We start from the raw sequence: 21,534 nt of genomic DNA, 5'->3' as shown, positions 1-21,534 counted from the left end.
TCATGCAAGCGGTGGGAACGTCAGACGCCCAGTTTCTCCGCGAGAATTTCCGCCACGTCCAGCACGCGCGCGGAACTGTCCTGAGCCGCCACACCGTCGGTGACCATCGTCAGGCAGAATGGACAACCGACCGCAACCGTCTTGGCGCCGGTGACCAGGGCTTCCTTGGCGCGCACCGTGGAGATGCGTTGCTTCGGGTCTTCCTCCATCCACATGCGCCCGCCACCCGCGCCGCAGCAAAAGGTCTTTTCCCGATTACGCAGCATTTCGCGAAAGTCAGGCGGTGAGGAGGACGCGCCCAAGGCCGTCCTCAGAACCTCGCGTGGCGCCTCGTGAATGCCGTTGACGCGGGCGAGATAGCACGGGTCGTGATACGTCACCGCGCCGGTGTCGCTTTGACCGGCGGGGCTGGGGATTTTCAATCGCCCATCCTTGATCAGTTGGGAGATGAACTGGGTGTGATGAATCACCTCGTATTGTCCGCCGAACTGCGAGTAATCCTTGAGCAGGCTGTTCAGGCAATGTGGACAGTGCGCGAGGATTTTACGAACATTGTATTTGGCCAGCGTGGCGATGTTGGCCTGGGCCAGTTCCTGAAACAAAAACTCGTCGCCGAGGCGGCGCGCGGATTCGCCGGTGCATTTTTCTTCGCGGCCAAGGATGGCGAAGTTGAGGTTCGCGTGCTTCAACAGTTTCACCACGGCGCGCGCGACGCGTTGCGCCCGGCGATCATACGACCCGGCGCAGCCGATCCAATATAGCACTTCGAAATTTGGATTCTCCTTGACCGTGGGCGCGCCCAAACCCTCCGACCAGTTCGGGCGGTCGGCGGCGGGCAAGCCCCAAGGATTGGAACTGGATTGCATCCGGCGCAACGCCGTCGCCGCCGTGCCGCTCAACGTGCCTTCGCCGACGCGATTGCGGCGCATGTCCGTGATCAACGTGAGCGGATCGATCCGCACCGGGCAGACGTTCACGCACGCGCTGCAGGCCGTGCACGACCAGAGTGTTTCGGCTTGAATGGTGTCGCCGTGCAATGCGCGCTGAATCTGCGTGGTGGGTGATGCGTGAGGCGTGAGATTCAGGGTCATCAACGCTTTCAAATCTTGAACGACCTTTTTCGGGGACAGCGGTTTGTCCGTGGCGAAGGCGGGACAAGCATCTTCGCAACGACCACATTCCATGCAGGCATCAAGACTCAGGAGTTGTTGTTGATTGAAGTGGGTAACCGCGCTGACGCCGACGCGTTCGGTCTTCTCCACTTCCTCCATGGATACCGGCACGAGCTTGCCGAGCATGGGTTGAGCGAGGAAAAGATTCATCGGACCGGTGATGAAATGCATCAGCCGCGTGTAGGGAATCGATGCGATGAAGCCGAACACGAGAAAAGCGTGAAGCCACCAGACTGTGAAGTGTGCCGAACGCGCTGCGCTGTCGCTCAGACCGGAGAACCACTGCGCGATCAACAGTCCCACCGGTGAACATTGCGCGGCAATGCCAGTCGGGTGCTGCCAGGTCATGCGCAATCCTTCCAGCAGATAGCCGGTGACGCCAATGGCGATGAACGAACCGAGCACATACCAGTCAGTCGCCTTGTGGCCGACGCTCGACGGTCGCCGCGTCCGCCGCCACAAAAACAAACTGCAGCCGATCAGGAACAAAAGACCGAAGACATCCAAGGTGAACTCATAAATGACGTAATAAGTTCCCTTGTGAAAATGCAGTGCCTCCGAAATTCCCGAAGACAGGTGGTCGATCTCCAGCATTGTCGTGCCGAGAAACAACATCATAAAGCCGGCAAAGAGCATGATATGCGCCCAGCTTGCTAGGCCGCGACCGCGCACCCGTTTTTGTCCCAACCCTTCCACCATTAAACGCCGCACTCCTGGCTGCACTTTGGCCCAGACTTGTTTGAGGTTGCCGACGATCAGCTCTTTGACGCCGATGGGTGTGCCCTGACGCCACAACTTGAATCGCCGCCAGATTCCAAAGGCGAACACCGCCATCGTCACCACCGTCAGGCAATAGAAAATGATCTGCGACGAATGCGGGATGTTGCCGAAGGTTTCGCGGGTGGGTTGCATTGATTTGAAACCAGCCGGATAAAACTATTTTTTCAATTTCTCCATCAACTCCGGCACGATTTGATACACGTCGCCGACCAGACCGTAATCAGCGATCTCGAAAATCGGCGCTTCCGCGTCCTTATTGATGGCAACAATGACCTTGGTGTCCTTCATGCCCGCCATGTGTTGAATCGCGCCGGAGATGCCGACGGCGATGTATAAATCGGGGGCGACGATCTTGCCCGTTTGCCCGACTTGCAACGAATTCGGAGTGATGCCGGAATCCACGAGTGCGCGGGATGAACCCACCGCGCCGCCGAGCACGTCGGCCAGGCCGCCGATCAGTTGCTCGAAATCTTCGGCGTTCTTGATTGCGCGTCCGCCGGATACGACCACCCGCGCTTCGGTTGAATCGGGCCGACCGGCGACTTTTGCCTCGCGTCCGACATATTCGATTTGCGATGGCAGTTTGCCGGCGTCCACGGCTACTGACGTGATTGGCGAAGTCCCGGCTACTTTGGGCGGCGGCGCGAAGGCCGCCGAGCGAACGGTCAAAAACTTCAAAGCGCCGTCCAGTTTCACGGTGGCGATGACGTTGCCCGCGAACATGATGCGTTTGAAAATAAAATCGTTGCCGTCCGAGCGCACGTCATTTACGTCGCTGATCATGCCGGCATCCAACAACGCGGCCGCGCGCGGCAGTACGTCCTTGCTGAACGTCGAAGCTGCGCCCACGACCATCGTGGCGTTTTGCACGCGCGCCACTTCGTCAATGACGCGGGCGTATTTGTCGGCCAGCGGGTCTTTAAGGGCGGCGTGGTCGGCAACCAGCACGGAAGCTGCGCCGTAACCCCGCAGCAATTCCACGGCGGCGGAGATGCCTTCACCTAAAATCAAGACGTCGTACGAGCCGCCCGCATCGGCGCAAACTTCGTGCGCGAAGCCCATGGCCGAAAGCGTGGCGAGCTTGAGCTGGCCCTCATCGTGTTCCGCTAGGACGAGAATCTTTGCCATATCAAATGACCTTGGCTTCGTTTTTCAGTTTGTCCACGAGTTCATCGACGGTCTTGACGCGCACGCCGGCCTTGCGCTTGGGCGGCGGTTCGAGGGCGAGAACCTTGGTGCGCGAAGCGACAGTCACACCGAGATCAGCCACCGTGATTTCCTCCAGCGGCTTTTTCTTGGCCTTCATGATGCCGGGCAGCGAAACGTAGCGCGGTTCATTCAGGCGCAAATCGGTGGTAATGATGGCCGGCAGTTTGACCACGACGGTTTCGATGCCCGCGTCGGTCTCGCGTCCACAGCACGCCCGGGTGTTGTTGTCCAGCAACTCCAATTTGGAAACAAAGGTCGCCTGGCCAATACCAAGCAACGCGGCGAGCATCTGGCCGACTTGATTGGAGTCGTCGTCGATGGCCTGCTTGCCCATGAGGACGAAGTCGGGCTTTTCCAATTTGTAAACGGCGACGAATATTTTGGCGATGGCCAGCGGGTCGAGGTCGGGTTCGGCGCGAATCAGCAACGCGCGGTCTGCGGCCATCGCCAGTCCGGCGCGCAATTGCTCCGTGCACTCATCGCCGCCGATGCTGACGACGACGATGTCGATTTCGCCCTGGCTTTCCTCGATGCGCAACGCCTCCTCCAGCGCAATGGCGTCGAAGGGATTGATGGCAAACTTAACTCCGTCCCAATCGACGGACGAGCCATCTGTTTTCAGGCGAATTTTTGTGTCCGGGTCGGGGACGCGCTTCAGCGGCACCAATATTTTCAAAGAATCTCCTTCACTTACGCCGCTAGTTCCACAATGCCCGCGCCGCCCATCCCGCCGCCAATGCACATTGTGATGAGACCGTAACGACCGTTGCGCCGCTTGAGTTCGTTGATGATGCTGACGGTCAGCTTCGCGCCCGTCGCGCCGAGCGCATGGCCGAGCGCGATGGCACCACCGTTGACGTTGACGCGGTCGCGCGGCAACTCGCATTGCCGGATGACGGAGAGCGCCTGGCTGGCAAAGGCTTCGTTCAATTCGATCAAATCGATGTCCGCAATTTTCAAGCCGGCATTTTTCAAAGCCTTGGGAATCGCGGCCACCGGACCGATGCCCATGATGCCGGGCGGCACTCCGCCAACGGCATACGTAACGAACCGCGCCAGCGGTTTTAGGCCGAGTTCCTTCATCTTTTCGCCTGACATCAAGATGACAGCGGCAGCACCATCGCTGCGCTGAGAAGCGTTTCCGGCCGTCACCGAACCTTTGGGATTAAACGCCGGGCGCAACGCGGCGAGTTTTTCCGGTGTTGTGTCGCGACGAGGACCTTCATCGACCTCGAAAACAAACTCCGTGACCTTTCGTTTGCTTTTTTCGTCCAAGGTGACTTCGCGCCCGCTGACGGAAACCGATTCTTCCTTGAATCGCCCGGCGTCGATGGCGGCAATGGCCTTCTGATGACTTTCGTAAGCGAAGGCGTCCTGGTCTTCGCGCGAGACTTGAAATTTGCTGGCCACAGTTTCGGCGGTCAACCCCATCGCGAGGTAGGCGTCCGGCATCTGTTCCACGAGACAGGGATTGGGCGCCATTTTGAATCCACCCATGGGCACCTGGCTCATGCTTTCGGCGCCGCCGGCGATCACGATGTCAGCCATGCCGCTCATGATTCGTTGCGCGCCCATGGCAATCGCCTCCAACCCGGAGGCGCAAAAGCGATTGATGGTCACGCCGGGAACGGTGTCGGGCAGTCCGGCGCGTTGACATGAAATGCGCGCCATGTTCATGCCTTGCGCGCCCTCGGGCATCGCGCAGCCGATGATGACGTCTTCGACCTGTTCGGGAGAAATTTGCGGTGCGCGTTTGAGCACTTCCTTGATGACGATGGCACCGAGATCATCCGGACGAACGGTTTTGAGGCGGCCATTCGGGGCTTTACCCACCGGCGTGCGCGCCGCCGACACAATAAAAACTTCTTTCATATTAATTCCTTAATGGTTTTCCGGTTTTCAACGTGTGCTTGATGCGTTCCATCGTCTTGGCCTCGCCGCAAAGACTCAGGAAGGCCTCGCGTTCCAGGTCCAAAATGTATTGCTCGGAGACAAAATGCAACGAGGTCAAATCGCCGCCGCACAGCACGTAGGCGAGTTTGCTGCCGATCTTGTGATCGTGCTCGCTGATCTGTCCGGCCATGCGCATTTGGTAGAGAATCATTTTGAACATCGCCAGACCGCTCTCGCCAACAGCCGGGAGGTCGTCCCGTTGCGCCTTGGGCTTGTAACCTTGCGCCGACATTTGGAGCACTTTGGCCTTGGCTTCGCCGATGAGCCAATCGCGATTGAGCACGACAGTCGCATCGCTCATCCGCAAATATTTCAACTTGGCCGCCTCGTGCGCGCTCGTCGAAACCTTCGCCATGCCGATCGTTTCCCAGGCATGCTGCAAGCCGGGGAAATAATCCGTGTCCGGCGTGCGCGGCAGATGTTCCGTGCAACGAATCAACATTTCCTTGGTGCCGCCCGCGGCGGGAATCAGACCGACGCCGACTTCCGGCAGGCCCATGTAAGTTTCCGCCGCGATGACCACGTGGTCCGAGCCCATCGTGATTTCGCAGCCGCCGCCCAATGTGTAGCCGTGACAAGCCGAGACCACGGGCTTCTCAAACTGGCGCAGCGTGGTCGTGGCCTGCTGGAAGGTGTGGATGCTCGCGTTGATGTCGTCCCACTCCTGATTTTGGATTTGCGTGGTGACGAGCAACAAGTTCGCGCCCGCCGAAAAATGGTCGCCCTGATTGCCGATGACCAGTCCGGCGAAATTCTTCCGCACCTCTTCGAGTGATTGCTTCAACATTGTGAGTTGCTCGCCGCCGATGACGTTCATCTTGACGTGAAATTCCAGGCACGCGACGTCGTCGCCGAGGTCGATCAAACTCGCGCCAGCATTGCTGCGAATGACTTTGTTGTCCTTGCGCAACATCGGCAGGCTGATGGCTTTCTCCGAAACTGGCACCGGAACATAATCCCGCTTGGCAAGATCGAAGAAGAATCGCCGCGCGTTCTGAGTTTCGTAAAAGGAAGTCTTGCCCGCGGCGAGCAGGTCGCGAACTACGGTCGGCACAGCGCGTCCTTCCTTTTCCAAACGCGCGACCGTTTCGCGGACCCCGAGCGCGTCCCAGATTTCAAACGGGCCAAGCTCCCAGTTGAAGCCCCAGCGCATGGCGTTATCGACCGTGACCACGTCATCGGCAATTTCCGTAAGCCGGTCGGCGGAATAACAAATGGTGGCGCTGAGATGCTTCCAAGCGAAGTCGCCAGCCTTGTCGGTCGCCGCACACAGACCCCGGAGACGTTCGGCGGGATCGGCGGCCTTGCCGACCGTTTCGAGAGAGGGAAACTGAGCGCGTTGGCGCGGGCGATAATCGAGAGTCTTGTAATCGAGCGTCAGGATTTCCCGGCCCTTCTCGGTCTTGACCCGTTTGTAAAAACCCTGGCCCTTCTTCTCGCCCCACCAACCGCGCTTGACCATTTCCACGATGTAATCGGGCAGTGGATACTTGGCGATTTGATCGTCATTCTTCAGTTGCTCGGAAAAGTTCAGACCGACTTGCACCATGAGATCGATGCCGACGATGTCGCCGAGCCGATAGGTGGCGCTGGCCGGGCGGCCCAGCGCGCGGCCGGAGATCGCATCCACTTCGTCAAGTCCCAGACCTTCCTGCACCGTGAGCCAATGCACGTGCTGCATGGCGAAACAGCCGATGCGGTTGGCGACGAAGCCGGGCGTGTCCTTGCAAGGCACAATCCCTTTGCCCAAAACATTTTCGCCGAACTCCGTGAATTGCTTGAGCAGCCGGGGCGTGGTTTCGGTGTTGGGGATGATTTCCAACAACCGCATGTAGCGCGGCGGATTGAAAAAGTGCGTGCCGAAAAATCGCTTGCGATATTTCTTGGAACATCCTTCCAACATGCCGTTGATGGAAAGGCCGGAAGTGTTGGAGGTGACGATGGCATCGACGCGAGCGTGCTTCGCGATTTTGGCGTGCAAGCTGCGCTTTAGATCCATCTTCTCCAGCACTGCTTCGATTACCCAATCGGCGTCGGCGATTTTGGGAAGGTCATCTTCAATATTGCCAATGGTGATGAGTTTGGTGTTCTCTGGAACGAAGAAAGGAGTCGGCGAAAGTTTCTTGGCACGCTCGAACAAGGTCTTGGTGACGCGGTTGCGCACCTCCCGGTCCTGCAAGGTCAGCCCGCGTTTTTGTTCTTCCGGCGTCAGCTCGGTCGGCACCACGTCCATCAAGATTGAAGGGATTCCGACATTAGCCAGATGCGCGGCGATTTGAGCGCCCATGTTTCCTGCGCCGATGACGGCGGCTTTTTTGATCGTCAGCATGATTGGTTGGTCAGTTAAAAAGCGGAAAGTTTACGAGGGGGTTAGGAATCGAAGTACCCAAGCACCCAAGTACCCAAGACCCAATTAGCCGATGAAACACGCTTGGGGCTGTAATCTTGGGTATTTGAGTATTTGAGTATTTGAGTATTTTCATCTCACATGTTGCGCAACTCGCGGCGGAGATATTTTCCGACACCGGATTTGGGCAGCGAATCGCGGAAGACAACCATGCGCGGGACTTTGTAAGCGGCGAGTCGCTCGCGACAGAACGCCTGGATTTCTTCGGGCGTGGTGGTCTGGCCCTCGTGCAAGACGATGAAGGCTTTGACGGTTTCGCCGCGGTATTGGTCGGGGACGCCCACGGCGACGGCCTCTTTGATCTTGGGATGCTCGAACAGGACTTCCTCGACTTCACGCGGGTAAATGTTGTAACCGCCGGCGATGATCAAATCCTTCTTGCGATCAACGATGTAGTAATAACCCTCCTCGTCCTTCTTCGCGATATCGCCGGTGTGGAGCCAACCGTCGCGCAATACTTTGGCCGTCTCCTCCGGCTTGTTCCAGTAGCCCTTCATCACCTGCGGGCCGCGAATGATGATTTCACCGGCTTCACCCACGGGCAGGTCGCGCGTGCCGGTTTCGATGTCCACGATCCGCACCTCGGTGTCGGGGATTGGCAGACCGATGCTGCCGATTTTGGGCACGCCATCTGGCGGGTTCGTGTGTGTGACGGGTGAGGATTCCGTGAGGCCATAACCCTCCACCAGTTTTCCGCCGGTCAACTCCTCGAATTTCTGGCGCACTTCAATCGGCAATGGCGCGCCGCCGCTCATGCAAACGCGCAGCGATTTGAATCCATAACGTTCAACATTGGGCGTGTTGTTGAATGCCACATACATCGTCGGCACGCCGTGAAAAAAGCTCGGATGATATTTGCGGATGATGTTGAGGGCCGCTTTGAGTTCAAAGCGTGGCAGCAGCACGACGGTGCCGCCCGTCATCACGGAACAAATCATGATGCAGGTCATCGCGTAAATGTGGAACAGCGGCAGCGCGGCCACCATGACGTCCGGGTCGGCGGTACGCCCGGCGGAAAGCCATTGCCGGGTTTGGTTGGCGTTGATGACCAGGTTGCCGTGTGTCAACATTGCGCCTTTGGAGGAACCCGTCGTGCCGCCGGTGTATTGCAGGCAAGCGATGTCAGCCTGCTTGATGGAGACAGGACGCGGGGTCTTGGAAATTCTCAAGAGTTCCGGCCACGTAATAGGGGAGGTTCTTTGCGCGAAAGCGGAAGACCTTTTTCTCCCGCCTTTGGCGTGGAGCTTGCGGCAAAGCGACTTGTAGTTCTGGGGATAATAATCCCTCATGCCGATGACGGCGACGTGTTTCAGCTCCGGGAGTTCCGGGCGCACGGCCTTGACGATGTGGAGGAGGCGCTGGTCCACGATGATGACGGACGCGCCCGCGTCCTTCCACTGATGGCCGGCTTCGCGAGGCGTATAGATGGGACTGGTGGCCGTGATGATCGCGCCGGCCTTCAATGCGCTGAAATAGCCAATCACAAACTGCGGACAGTTGGGCATCATCATCGCCACGCGGTCGCCCTTCTTGATCCCCAGCGCTTGCAGACCGGCGGCGGCGCGGTTCACCTGGTCGAGCAGGTCGCCGTAACTGATGCGGGCGCCAAAATAAATCAGTGCCGTTTCCCGCGCAGACTTGGCGACCGTCTGCTCGAGCATTTGCGACAAATTATTTTTTGGATAAGTCATGTGAACTCCGGCATTTACCACCAAATTACGCCGCGCCGGTGGTTCAACTCCCGGAAGGCCATGGAGGTCGGCAAGAGTTAGACTTGGCGTTTCAACGTTGGCAAGCTCGTTTCCCAACAACACTTCTTTCATAGATACCTCTTAAACCAGTCATCAATTATCCCCACATCCACAGGCGCTCGTGAACTCCACCAATTCAATGGCAATGTTTGTGATTTCTAAGGCAGCCAACCTCGTTTTGCAATAGAAAACGAAGCTGCACTTCTATTTTGAAAATCTTAACAGAAATCCCTGCGCTTAGTCACGACAACGAGGAGAGCGGTTTGACGTGGCAGAAAGAATAGCGCTTGCGATTCGTGAAGCGCCACTGATGTTGTTTGGAAGGTGATTTACGGCGCCACACTGTAATTGTAATAGCCGATGAACATTTCCTCCCAGGTTTGCAAGCCCCACTTCACAGAATTAGTGGGACTGTACCGATAATTGTTGGGATTGTCCGGGTCGGTGAAGACATCCATCAGTTCCTTGTTCATAACCGAATTATCCCATGCGCACGTGTATCGGATGTAGCTACCTTTGGGCAGGTATTTGGGTTGTGCGAAGCGATATACCGTCTGCCAGTGAAATTCGTAGTGCGGGACGGAAAGCAACACTTCGCTTGTTCCGTTCGTATAGATTGCTTCGTATTTGGCGCGCAAACCGCGGGTATGCATGTGGGGATAAACTTCATACAGCCAGACGTTGGTGCTAAAGGCGGCATTACTCCGTATCCACTGATATTCGTTCGTGTTCGCAGGAATAGTCCAACTGCTTGACGAGTCGGCAACCGAAGTCTGTATCAACGGAGATCCGGAAACGGTCGCATTGGTATAAAGGCCGAGCAGACTGGAGTCGTTCGTGTGCGTCCCATTGGCGGTATAATGGAGTTGAAAGCCTAAATAAGTTCCGTTGGTTAAGAGCTTGTAGGTGTTGGAAGGAAACGCCCCGATATAGACGCCCGGAACGTAAAGGGTCATGAAACTATTTATGACATTATCCGCAAGTGCGTTGCCAGCCGCGATGTGATGCACGACCGATACTGTGCCAGGTAGAATCACCGCCGCACGCAGCGGAAGGGTAGGTCCATTGTAAGTGAAGGCCACGTTGACATAATCGATCTGGCCGCTCGCGGGAACATCTTGGGTTCCGATCGGGATGATGACGTCCGGGGTGCCTAACTCGGCGGGCCAGACAAAGGGATAGTTGGTCTGCGGCGGAGCATTGGTGAGGGGGTCAATGCCGCCTCCGCGCGGCGCGCCGGCATCGAGCCATTTAACCAACATGGCAGACTCATTTGTTTTCAGAGAAATATCATTCGTAAAACTCTGGTAAAAAGGATCCGCGTGCCACGGCGGCATGCGGCCGGCCAGGGTTTCGATCCGCATCTGTGTCGCCTTATTTGAAACGGCCGCGTAATTGGTCATCGCGAAGGGCGCGATGTTGCCCGGGCTATGGCAGCGCACGCATTTATCCAGCAGCAGCGGCGCGATGTCGGCGGAATAGGAAGGCGTGGGTATCGACGTCAGGGTGATGTCGCATCCTCTCGTCTGCGTCTGCCGAGGTGTCACCGTTCCACCTGCCAGAAAACTGGTCAAGGCATTCGACAGGTAATATTGGGTGGTGGACACCGGGTTGCTGCCCATGCGGTCATCAATGGTGCCACGATAAAAAATGGACCAATCTAATGTGTTGACGCAAACGACTTCCGGTGTGGTGGTCGCGTGAAAAGAGTTGGCGACCAGTTGCGCCCGGTCATGGAGGATCGGGATGTTCGTAATTCCAAGCGCGTTGGCTTCAGTCACGATGTTCGACCGATTGTCCGCCGAGTTGGCATCGATCATCCAGAACAGGACGCCTTGAGGTGTGAACTGGTCGCGCAACGATTTGATGGTGGAAACCATTTGCGCCACGTTGGAGCACCCGTTGCCCGTGAAGATGAGCACGATGGCCTTAACGTTGGTGGAGATCGTGTAGTCGTAGTAGTAAAGCGAACGCGATACCCCTTGATGGTCGATTAGCCGAAAATCATCCGCGTATTCGGGCAAGGTGTTGGGGTTTAATTGGAGGGCGCGATAAAAACGAGCGGGCATGGATGCCGAGGCGGAGTCAAACCAGGATTGCGAGGAGTTGTTGGTGAAGGAGAGCGTGGACAGAAAGGTCCAGTTGGTGGGGGACATGTCGCTTCCAAGGAGTGTGTAATCGCGGTTCGGCTCACCTTGGACGGTGATCCGGGAAATGCCGGCATTGCGGTCGATGCCCAATTGAGTCGGTTGTGCCTGGCACAATCCAGTGAGGATCATGCCTCCGAATGCGAGGGCAATAAATTTTTTCACGTGCATGAGTGGCCAGACGATATGTGCAAAGGTGCTTTTGAACAACCTCTTTTCCCAGCATTCTTGTTGAATGCCGACCTTTGTTCGCTACGGTCTCGATGAGGGTGAACTCGCCGGTGGAAAGTGTTTGGTTGCCTGCAACTCCTTCACCTCATGGCAAGACCACGTAGTTGAAGTAACCGATGAACATCTCATCCCAAGTCTGGTCACCCCAACCCACCGTCCGATTCGGATCATACTGAAAATTATTGGGATTGTCGGGGTCCGTGAAGAGCTCCATCAATTCTTTATTTTGGACGGAGTTGTCCCAGCCGGCGGTGCAACGAATCTTGGTGCCGGCGGGCAAATCCTTCGGTTGCGCCAGACGGTAAGCCGTTTGCCAATGAAAAACATAGAAAGGAACCGAAAGCAGCACTTCGCTGGCTGGAACATGTCCCCCAGGGTAAATGGCTTCGTACTTGAAACGTAAACCCCGGGAGTGCAGGTGCGGACTGAACTCATACAACCTGACGTTCGTCCCAAATGCTGACGATTCAGTAACGGCCTGATAGTCGGTTGTGTTGGGAGGTACCGAAAACAATCCGGGCGCTGAAGATTGAATCAGAGGATAAGTGGGTGGGGCCGCCATGGTGTAAAGTCCCAAGTAACTATTATCGTTTGTTACGAGTCCAATGGGGTATGCGGGAGTTGGAGTATAGTGCAATTGAAACTGAAGCGCCGTGCCATTAGTGAGTAGTTTTCCAGTGCCCGCGGGAAACGCCCCCAAGTAGGAACCGGGAGCATAACCAGTCAGAAAACTGTACAGCGTATTATCCACTCCTTTTTGATACGCCAGAATATGATGCACCACCGGAACAGTGCCAGGCCGAACAACCGCCGCGCGCAGCCATATATTGGAACCTAGGTTGACCGTGTAGTTCACAGTGCGATAAGGGATGGTTCCAGAGTTGGTGATCATCTGGTTTCCAACCGGGATGATAATGTCCGGGGTGCCCAAGGAGGTGGGCCAATCGAATGGGTAATCGGGAGGAGGAGGCGCACTGGTAAGCGGATCTGGGCCGCCTCCGCGTGGTGCGCCGTCATCAACCCACTTCACCAGCATGGCGGCTTCGTTGGTCGTCAACGAAATGTCGTTGGTAAAACTTTGGTAGTAAGGGTCGGCGTGCCAGGGCGGCATGCGGCCCGCCAAAACTTCAACCCGCATTTGCTGCGCCTCAAATTGCACGATGTCGTAATTGGTCATTGGGAACGGTGCAAAGTTCCCCACACTGTGGCAGCGGACACATTTGGACTGCAGCAGCGGCGCGATGTCCGTGGAATAGGAAGGCGTCGGGATCGAGTTCAGCGTGATGGCGCAGCCCTTCGGTTGGGTCGCACGCGGGGATACCGTCCGACCCGCCAGAAAATCGGTCAACGCGTTCTTCAGATAATATTGCGTCGTGACGTTGGTGCTGCCGCCAATTCGATCATCGATGGCGCCGCGATAGAAGACCACCCAGCCCACCTTGTCGATGGCCACCGCTTCCGGCGTGGTCGTGGCGTGCAAGGCGTTGGCGACGAGTTGCGCCCGGTCGTGGAGAATCGGGAGATCAATGCCCTGCGCGTTGGCTTCAACCACAATGTTGGAGCGGTTGTCCGCGGAGTTGGCATCAACCATCCAGAAAACGACGCCTTGCGGGGTGAACTGGGCGCGCAAGGATTTGATGGAGGAAATCATTTGCTGCACGTTGGTGCACCCGTTGCCGGTGAAGATCAGCACCACGGCTTTGACGGTGGAGTCGTTCTCGAAATAATAAAGTGCACGGGAAACTCCTTGGTGATCGATCAGCCGGAAATCATCCGCGAATTCCGGAATCACCGGTGTGTCCAGTTTCATCGCCCGATAAAAACGTCCTGGCATCGTGGCCGAGGCGGAGTCAAACCAGGATTGGGAAGAGTTGGTCAGAGTCAAGGTGGCCAGGAAATTCCAATTGGTAGGTGACAGGTCGCTGGCGAGGATCGTGTAATCGCGATTGGCCTCGCCTTGGACGGTGATGCGGGAGAGGCCGGCGTTGCGGTCGATGCCCACCACGGTTGGCTGGGCCTGGCCCAATCCGCCAAGGATCATGCTCAGTACGGCAACGGTAAACGATTTTATCATTCGCATGGATGGAGGCATTATAGCAGCAGATGCAGCCTTGAACAATTTGTTTTCCCGAACTTTTCGTTCTGCTTTCATTTCGCGCTCCTTTTTCAATCTAGTGATGATTTGCAGTCGCTGCATTCAACCGTTTTGTTTACTTCCAATCCTGGCGTTGGTTCGCTTTCGATCAGTAGATTGCTTGCTGAGGTAACCCCACTCTCACAGCAAACCTGGATACATGCAAGTCTGGTTTTATGAAAAGAAGAAGGTCGCGAACGAGAGTTGAAGACGCAACCCCGTTGCCGGGAGCCGGGGCTGTGACTGGGGAAAACGGTCTTAATGTTTGGGCCGCAACAGCACGACTTTCTTCGTCGTGCCTTCCACTTCCACGCTGTGAGTTTCGATGGTGGGATCGTTCTTGATGGCGTTGTGGACGATGCGGCGGTCGAACGCACTCAACGGTTCCAATTCCACTACATCACCCCAACGGCGGACTTTCTCGGCGGCTTCGAGAGCTTTCTTGACCAACGCCTCGCGCGCCTGTGTGCGGTAACCACCTACGTCCACCATCACTTTGGGCGAACTCGGGTCCTGCTGAAACAACAAACGATTTGTAATGTATTGGAGGTCGGCAAGCGTCTGGCCCTGGCGACCAATGAGCCGACCCGAATCCTCCGTTTTCACGTCGAGCAATGGGCCGTCTTCCAGCGGATGCTCTTCCACCGTCGCGTCGAAGCCGAGCAGCGCCAGTAATTTTTCGAGGATGGCTTTGGATTGAACAGGCATCGGTTGGTTGAGGGTTGAGAGTTGAAAGTTAAAAGTTAATTATTTTTTCTTTTTCTGAGGCGCGACCGGCGCGGGCGGTTTGACCGTGGCAGGCGTCGGGTCGCTGGTTTTGGTCAGTTTCATTTGCGCAATGGTTAACAGATTTTGCACCGTCCAGTAAAGCGCCAATCCAGCGGAAAAATTATACAAAAAAACCACCATCATCAGCGGCATGTATTTCATGATCTTTTGTTGGGCGGGGTCCATGCCCGGCGAAACCGGCGTGAGACTGGTCTGCCAAAGCATGGTTGCCCCCATGATGAGCGGCAACGGATTCAATGGAAAATTGAAACCCGGAATCATGAAGACCGTATCCGGTTTGGACAGATCGCAGGCCCAGAGAAAGTGCGCCCCGCGCAACTCGATCGCGCTGCGGATCATCGTGTAAAATCCGAAGAACACCGGAATCTGCAGCACCATCGGCAGGCAACCGCCCAGCGGACTGACCTTGTTCTCTTTCATGAACGCCATCAGCTTCTGTTGCATCTTGGCGGGCTCGTCCTTGTATTTGTCCTGGAGCGCTTTCATCTGCGGTTGCAACGCCTGCATCCTTTTCATTGACCGCGTGCTGGCCTTGGTCAACGGCCAGAAAACCACTTTGATGATGACGGTGATGGCGATGATGGCCGCTCCGTAGGCCAGACCGAGTCCGTGATGCAGCCAGTTCATCGCCAGCAAGAGCGCTTTGGCAAAAAACCCGAAGAAGACGCCGAAGCCCATGACGAGGTCGAGGTTGTTATCAAACTTCGCGGCGATCCGCGCCAGCGTGCGATATTCCTTCGGCCCGACGTACAGGGTGAACTGGCGTTCGATCTTTTGATTGGCCGACAAAGTCATCGCCGGTAAAAGCCATGAAGTTTGATAACCATGCGGCTCGGCGACCGTCTTGGAATTGGCGGCGACTTCCTCTTTGCTCGGGCGCGGTAAATCAATCCGGCGCACGATCACCTCGCTGGCCGGTTCGTTGGTGGAGGTCATGACCGCCAGCGTGAAAAATTGGTTGTGGACGGCTGCCCAAACAACATTGCTGGCACCACCACGATATTCCGTGCGCGGCGTGCCAGGAAAACAACCGAGCGTGCGGTTGGCAAACCAGCCTTCGGTCACCGACTCGGACTTTGTGCCATTATACCAATCAACGCCCACGACCTGGCCATTATCCAGCGGCCCCATCGGCGTGGCCGTGCCGACGACCCACTCTTGCAACGGCACAGAAAGCGGCCGGGCTGACTGGTTTTCCAGCCGAACAAAAGCGGTTATCAGGTAGTTGCTGCTGAGTTGGAATTCCTTCACCAAGCTTAGTCCGTTGGGTAATTTTTTTTCCGCGCGAACTCCCATCGCGTTTGTCGTCAACGTGAAGACACCGTCGCCGTACAGGGCGGCATCGCCGAGCAGCGTCAAAACCGGCACGGGTGCCGCGGTGTTCAAGGTCGCCAGCTTGTTCGTCGTCGAAGCCTGTTTCCGGTAACAACTCACCGTCTCCGGGTAGTGAACCAGTTCCACCAGTTTCAGTCCGCCGCCGTGCGAAGTGAACGTGTAGCGGGCGTTGTCATTCGTCACCACCAGCAATTCCTCGGGCGCGTCTGGGCGGACAAAAATTTGAGCGGTAACGTTTGTCGCTGGCGAAGCAGAGGTCGCTGTCTGGGTTGCGTTGGTTGTGACGGGCGTTTGCCCAGCAACCACAGCGTTCGTCACCACGGTCGGCATTGGTTCAGTTGGAGCGAGCCGCGGTACGAGTACGAAAATCCAAAGCAGCATCAAGGCAAGACAGACAACCACAACGAGAATTGACGTGCGATCCATGCCTTCAAGATTTGAGTTTTAACACACGTCTTTCGCGACCGTGCCAGTGAGAAGTGAAATCCTTTTCCGGCACCGGATCGTGCCCACTGCCGCCCCACGGATGACATCGGCACAAGCGCAGCCCGGCCAATGCGCTGCCGCGCAGCGCGCCGTGAATCTGAACGGCCTGCATAGCATATTGCGAACACGTCGGAGTGAAGCGACATCCCCCCGCCGGACCAAACACGGCCTTGATCATGGGCGAAAACACGCATCGATAGATGCGCAGGATGAAAACCAAAATGTGTTGAGCCGGATTCACTCTGTTTCCTTCAGCAGTCCCGCTTTCCGCAACGTGGCCAGATAATCCCTTTCCACGTCCGCAAATTTTTTCGCCGCAATCGAATCCCGCGCCACCAAGACCAGTTCGAGCGGCTGCCGCAACTCATGTTGGTGCAGACGGAACGTTTCCCGCAACAACCGGCGGGCGCGATTGCGCGCCACGGCGTTGCCGATTTTCTTCCCCGTGATCACGCCCAGTCGCGTCGGCGACTCCGGCGGCAGCGGTCGCCAGTTGGCGATCAGACAACCGAGCGCCAGCCGCCGGCCTTCGAGCCGGACACGCGAAAATTCACGCGGCTGCTTGAGACGCATTTTGCGTCCGAATGGGAGACGGGCTGAAGGCTCCTCGGCCATGGCGCCAGCCTTCGCTTAAACCGGCGTCAAACGCTTGCGGCCCTCGCGACGCCGATTGGCCAGCGTGGCCCGTCCGCTCTTGGTGGAACTGCGATTCAAAAATCCGTGCTGCCGTTTGCGCCGGATCTTCGACGGTTGATATTGACGTTTCATAAATCAGTAAACTTTTCTGTGGCAATCGCCACTGTGCCCGGATGAAACATTGTTCAGGGAGCACTCCGTGTTCTTCACGGAACGCGAGAGACTAACAGCGAAGCAACGAGTGTCAAGCTCCCGACCCGCGCCGGCGCGGGTTCGAAATGCGAGTCAGACAAAATGTTGGAGTTCACGCTTTAGCGTGTCAGGAGGTGTCGTGCAATGTTCGGCAAGCTGTAGCTTGAACTCCCACCTCGTCGCACCGCTCAACTCAACTTCCAAGGATTCCGATAATCGCGCGTGAGCAGTTTGGTCGCGGCCTCGTCGCCGATGATGTGTTCCTTCTTCACATCCCACTTGATCCTGCGGCCCATGAGCATCGAGATAAGGCCGAGATGACCGGGGAGCGCGGAGTGGTGCGCGGTTTCGACTGGCGTGATTGTTGGCTGACGCGATTTCACGCAATCAATGAAATTGCCCCAATGATCTCTTGATTCGTAGAGTTTTACTTTCCGTTGCTCTTCCGGGAGACTCCGCGCCTCTTCCCATTTTTCATTGGAAGCTGCCAACCTGTTACTGCGATCCACCCAGACCCAGCCGTCGGTGCCGATCCATTTGGTGCCGCTCTTGATCTCCGGGTAGCCGCCGGCAATCGTCATGGTGATATTCTGCGGATACTTCAGCTCAATGCGATACTTGGTGCAGGTGTTCCAAATGGCGTTCGCTGGAGGAAACTCGCCGTGCCCCTCGATCTCGGAAGGGCCGTCGTTGTCGAAGCCGAGTCCCCAATGGGCGATGTCGCAGTGATGTCCGATCCAGTCGAGCAACTGGCCGCCGCCGACGTTGTAGTTCCAACGCCAGTTCTTGTGAACGCGCGCTTCGATGTACGGCTCCATCTTCGCCGGACCGATCCACGTCTCGTAATCCAGTTCGGTGGGCGGTGGCGTGACGGCCAGATCCCACGCGGGCGTTCCGGGAACTACCTGCGCCGGGTTCAACGGTTTTCCGTCGGTCGAAAGCTTCGCCAATTTTTGAAGCAACGCCGGCGCGGTCCCGGCAAAATCGTGATGACCTTCAGGCAAGCCAACCTCGACATGAGTGACCTTTCCGATGAGACCGTTGCGAACGATCTCGCAGGCATAACGAAAATGTCTTTCCGACCGCTGCCACGAACCCGTCTGCCAGATGCGTTTGTTTTTCTGGACGGCGCGAACGATGGCCTGCTGTTCGGCGATGGTGCGGGCCAGCGGTTTCTCGCCGTAGATATCCTTCTTGTGGTTGGCCGCCTCGGTGGCGACGAGCGCATGCCAGTTGTCCGGCACGGCGAGCATCACGGCGTCAATATCCTTTCGCGCCATCAACTCGCGGTAGTCGTGATACGCTTTGCAGTCCGTGTTGCCGTAATGCTTGTTGATGGTGTTGACCGCGGCGGCCAGATGGTTCTTGTCAATGTCGCAGGCGGCGACCACCTGGCAATTCTTCTGGCGCAGAAACGCGGCGGTATTTCCGGGCCCTTGCATGCCCCAGCCCACGACGCCGAGGGTGACGCGTTCCGAAGCCGCCGGGCGGTCTTCTGCTCCCAATGCACTGGCCGGGATAAAGGTTGGCGCCGCAACCGCAGCCGCAGTTGTGGCAATGAACTGGCGACGAGAAATTTTGGACGTTGGTTTCATAGGAAATAAGTGTGCCCAATCCAACGATAGCAGGCCAGCAGAAAAATTCGGCTGCCGTTTGTGAATTGCGTATCCTGACATCGCCCCCGGGCGCGTATCGCAGCCGTCCTCGGCTGCGGGTTCGCGGGGCGTCCGCGCCCCGTGGACCGGGCTTGGCCCCGACACGCCGTTGTCGGGGCCAGAACCCGCAGGCCGGGACGCCTGCGCTACAGCGCACTGCCCGGACACGCCGTCGTTAATGTGTCACCCCATTTTGAGCGGAGAACTTTCCGGTGCGCCCGGCGCGATCGCCGTGGTTTTTGTCAAAGCGATGCAATTGGTGAACAACGTGGAATTCGGGATCAGGAATATCTTGCCCTGGCCTTCCAGCGTCGTGTAGCGGAGATCGATACACACCACCGTGCCTTCAAAACCCGCGACCGCAATAAAATCTCCGCGGCGAAATGGGCGATAGAATAGGATGAGTATTCCGGCCAGCAGATTTGAAAGCGCGTCGCGGAAAGCGAAACCCAGCGCGAAACCCGTCAAGCCCAGTCCGGCGACCAGCGCGGAAACATTCACGCCCAGAGTTCCCAACGCCGTGACCGCGCCGAAGACCAGCAAGCTGATCTTTGCGATCTGGCCGATCAGATTCAGAATGTCCCGCCTGCCTTGATCGGAAGTTCCTCCAACCTGGCCGATGATTCTCATGGCCACGAGGCTGCCGAGATAGAAGCCGAAAAAAATCAGCAGGCTGACCCCGAGTTTTTCGCTGAAGATCGCGGCATGCTCTAACAAATGGTCCGAAATCGGGTGGGTCACAAGGTTTGTCGTGTTGGTCATTGTGTTGGTCATTTTCGCTCACCATCCTTTCCGCTCGAATGCTTCGCCAGCGTTCCGACTCTTCGACACTTATCCGTCCGTCGCCCGTTCAAATAAATCTCCCTCCAGAATTGCTGCTTAAGCGAGACTCCTCCGGCGACGCGGAAATCGACGATGGACATAAAAGCGGCGGTCATAGACCGCCGCTACAGTTTACTTGAAAAACTAAGCTGGTTATTTCGCAGCGAGAGCAGCTTCGATGGCCGCCGTCACTTCGGGCGCGTCCGGGGTGGTCTTTGGCTCGAAGCGTTTGATGATCTTGCCGTCGCGGCCGATGAGGAACTTGCCGAAGTTCCACTTGATGTCTCCGGGGAACGGAGAGGTTGGGCCGGCAAGCGCGACATAAAGCGGATGACGCTTTGGCCCATTCACGGCGAGTTTATCAAAAAGCGGGAAGGTAACGTTGTATTTGCTCGAACAAAACTGCTTGATCTCCTCGTTGGTGCCGGGTTCCTGGCTGAGGAACTGGTTGCAGGGAAAGCCAAGCACAGTGAAACCCTTGTCCTTGTATTTTTCGTGAGTGGCTTCGAGCGCGGAATACTGCGGGGTGAGACCGCATTTGGAGGCGACGTTCACCACGAGGAGCACCTTTCCCTTGTAGGCGTTCAACGAAGTGTCCTTGCCGTCGATGTCTTTGACCGGAATCTGGTAAAGCGATTCCGCACGGACGGCCACAGTTTGCATAAGAAATAAGGCAACGATGATTACGAGTGTTTTCATAGTGGGCGAAAAATTACCTTGATCGCGTGAATTGTCAAACCCTGGAATTAACGCGAGGTGCTGCGATTGCTTCCAATCTCCGGACTTCCCCAAGCCCTCTGAATAAATCCAGCGCATGGTTAGCAAACCAACCACCCCTGGGTTGGAGCAACGACGAAAATAACAAGGCTTTGTAATTCATTGGAAATCAATGTCTCAATTCTTGTTACTTACGAGGCCGACGGTTTTGATCGTAATGTCGAAACATAAATAATAATCGCAAGGCCCGCCAAGCCAACATCTACTTTGGTGGCTGGGCCGGAGAAAAACATCAGACCTACAACCATGCCAATCGCAAAAAATGAAGTCATCAAATCACCAACTGCGCGCCAAAGCAGCCTCAGAGAAATCTTCTGGCTATCATTGGAAGTCGCACTCGGAACTGTCGGCGTAGGATTGTCTTTGCGATACTTGATGATGGCGGATACAAACTCAACGCTTTTGGCGGCCAGCATCACTATCGCTGTGATGGTGGCGAGGACGATAATGAAAGGAGTCATGGCGCGTCGTAGTCGGCCTAACAATTTATGTAGAGGGAAAGATTTCCTTGATATCCGGTATTGGATGGGTAACAAGGAAGCCGAGTTCCATGATATATTCCGGCCATGAAGTCAGGCTACACCGATGAGTGGTCGGGGTCAATCTTCCCTTTCGGGGTTCCGTCGGCCCGCGTTATTCCGTCAGCTAGTGCTCGATCGTCAGCACTGAGATGCCCGTGGCTTTGCCGTCGATGGGATCGCGCACGACGTTGTCGAAACCGGAGCCGTACTCCGCCGGCGCAAACGGATTGATGAGTTGGAGCGGGTTGCCGGATTTAATTATTTGAATCAAGGCGCCGCGGAATGTGAATTTCCTACCCCTGATTTCGTTGGGCGCTGCTTTGTTGATGAGGAGTTGCGCCTTTTGCTTGTCGGGCGCAGTCACTCGAGTGTCTTTGGCGCTGCCGCCCAGCGGGTCCTCTGCCCGGGCGCTGGCGACTGACAGCAGCGATATGATGAACAACTTGATTAATGTTTTCATGGTATAATTTCGGCCTGATGGACGTGGGTGTCAAATTTCCGCCTTTGTGGGGAAGTGTAAGGCAAAGTGCATCAATG

18 protein-coding genes are annotated in these 21,534 nt (G+C 56.5%); all 18 read right to left on the bottom strand.

All coding sequences use genetic code 11. The annotated features are described in order from the left end of the window. Nucleotides 1-20: 20 nt before the first annotated feature. Nucleotides 21-2,084, bottom strand: a complete 2,064-nt coding sequence (locus tag HY298_18845) for a 4Fe-4S dicluster domain-containing protein (GenBank protein ID MBI3852318.1) — start codon at nucleotides 2,082-2,084, stop codon at nucleotides 21-23. A gap of 24 nt (nucleotides 2,085-2,108) precedes the next feature. Continuing rightward, a complete protein-coding gene (locus tag HY298_18840; GenBank protein ID MBI3852317.1) occupies nucleotides 2,109-3,080 on the bottom strand; it encodes an electron transfer flavoprotein subunit alpha/FixB family protein in 972 nt (323 codons plus the stop codon). Nucleotide 3,081: 1 nt separating this feature from the next. After that, nucleotides 3,082-3,837 (bottom strand): electron transfer flavoprotein subunit beta/FixA family protein, encoded by a 756-nt coding sequence (locus HY298_18835; GenBank protein MBI3852316.1) that lies wholly within the window; start codon nucleotides 3,835-3,837, stop codon nucleotides 3,082-3,084. 14 nt (nucleotides 3,838-3,851) lie between these two features. Beyond that, nucleotides 3,852-5,033: an acetyl-CoA C-acyltransferase gene (locus HY298_18830; protein ID MBI3852315.1), complete on the bottom strand. Its 1,182-nt coding sequence runs from the start codon at nucleotides 5,031-5,033 to the stop codon at nucleotides 3,852-3,854. A 1-nt stretch (nucleotide 5,034) separates the two neighbouring features. Next, the gene (locus tag HY298_18825) at nucleotides 5,035-7,446 is read right to left on the bottom strand and encodes an enoyl-CoA hydratase/isomerase family protein (GenBank protein MBI3852314.1); all 2,412 of its coding nucleotides are present in this window, start codon (nucleotides 7,444-7,446) and stop codon (nucleotides 5,035-5,037) included. A 152-nt stretch (nucleotides 7,447-7,598) separates the two neighbouring features. Next, nucleotides 7,599-9,212: a long-chain fatty acid--CoA ligase gene (locus HY298_18820; GenBank protein MBI3852313.1), complete on the bottom strand. Its 1,614-nt coding sequence runs from the start codon at nucleotides 9,210-9,212 to the stop codon at nucleotides 7,599-7,601. A gap of 389 nt (nucleotides 9,213-9,601) precedes the next feature. Then, complete coding sequence (locus tag HY298_18815) at nucleotides 9,602-11,584, bottom strand: redoxin domain-containing protein (protein ID MBI3852312.1); 1,983 nt, start codon at nucleotides 11,582-11,584, stop codon at nucleotides 9,602-9,604. Between the two features lie 151 nt (nucleotides 11,585-11,735). Further along, nucleotides 11,736-13,730 carry a redoxin domain-containing protein gene (locus HY298_18810; GenBank protein MBI3852311.1) on the bottom strand — a complete coding sequence of 665 codons (1,995 nt, stop codon included), beginning with the start codon at nucleotides 13,728-13,730 and terminating at the stop codon, nucleotides 11,736-11,738. A gap of 312 nt (nucleotides 13,731-14,042) precedes the next feature. After that, nucleotides 14,043-14,492: a KH domain-containing protein gene (locus HY298_18805; GenBank protein ID MBI3852310.1), complete on the bottom strand. Its 450-nt coding sequence runs from the start codon at nucleotides 14,490-14,492 to the stop codon at nucleotides 14,043-14,045. Nucleotides 14,493-14,531: 39 nt separating this feature from the next. Beyond that, nucleotides 14,532-16,334 carry a membrane protein insertase YidC gene (gene yidC / locus HY298_18800; protein MBI3852309.1) on the bottom strand — a complete coding sequence of 601 codons (1,803 nt, stop codon included), beginning with the start codon at nucleotides 16,332-16,334 and terminating at the stop codon, nucleotides 14,532-14,534. Between the two features lie 4 nt (nucleotides 16,335-16,338). After that, nucleotides 16,339-16,635 (bottom strand): membrane protein insertion efficiency factor YidD, encoded by a 297-nt coding sequence (gene yidD / locus HY298_18795; protein MBI3852308.1) that lies wholly within the window; start codon nucleotides 16,633-16,635, stop codon nucleotides 16,339-16,341. After that, nucleotides 16,632-17,009, bottom strand: coding sequence for a ribonuclease P protein component (gene rnpA, locus HY298_18790; protein MBI3852307.1), 378 nt, complete (start codon nucleotides 17,007-17,009; stop codon nucleotides 16,632-16,634). Before rnpA ends, yidD begins: the two co-directional genes overlap by 4 nt. Nucleotides 17,010-17,024: 15 nt before the next feature. Next, complete coding sequence (rpmH, locus tag HY298_18785) at nucleotides 17,025-17,162, bottom strand: 50S ribosomal protein L34 (protein MBI3852306.1); 138 nt, start codon at nucleotides 17,160-17,162, stop codon at nucleotides 17,025-17,027. Between the two features lie 248 nt (nucleotides 17,163-17,410). Beyond that, on the bottom strand, nucleotides 17,411-18,817 hold the full coding sequence (locus tag HY298_18780) for a Gfo/Idh/MocA family oxidoreductase (GenBank protein ID MBI3852305.1): 1,407 nt from the start codon (nucleotides 18,815-18,817) through the stop codon (nucleotides 17,411-17,413). A gap of 243 nt (nucleotides 18,818-19,060) precedes the next feature. Next, on the bottom strand, nucleotides 19,061-19,639 hold the full coding sequence (locus HY298_18775) for a mechanosensitive ion channel (GenBank protein MBI3852304.1): 579 nt from the start codon (nucleotides 19,637-19,639) through the stop codon (nucleotides 19,061-19,063). 213 nt (nucleotides 19,640-19,852) lie between these two features. Then, entirely contained in the window at nucleotides 19,853-20,398 is a 546-nt protein-coding gene (locus HY298_18770) for a glutathione peroxidase (protein MBI3852303.1), read from the bottom strand. Between the two features lie 209 nt (nucleotides 20,399-20,607). Beyond that, on the bottom strand, nucleotides 20,608-20,937 hold the full coding sequence (locus HY298_18765) for a hypothetical protein (protein MBI3852302.1): 330 nt from the start codon (nucleotides 20,935-20,937) through the stop codon (nucleotides 20,608-20,610). 184 nt (nucleotides 20,938-21,121) lie between these two features. Continuing rightward, complete coding sequence (locus HY298_18760) at nucleotides 21,122-21,457, bottom strand: hypothetical protein (GenBank protein ID MBI3852301.1); 336 nt, start codon at nucleotides 21,455-21,457, stop codon at nucleotides 21,122-21,124. Nucleotides 21,458-21,534 lie beyond the last annotated feature (77 nt).

This window comes from Verrucomicrobiota bacterium (genome assembly GCA_016200005.1).
Classification (GTDB): Bacteria; Verrucomicrobiota; Verrucomicrobiia; order Limisphaerales; family PALSA-1396; genus PALSA-1396.
This window is presented reverse-complemented; position numbering and strand designations above follow the sequence as displayed.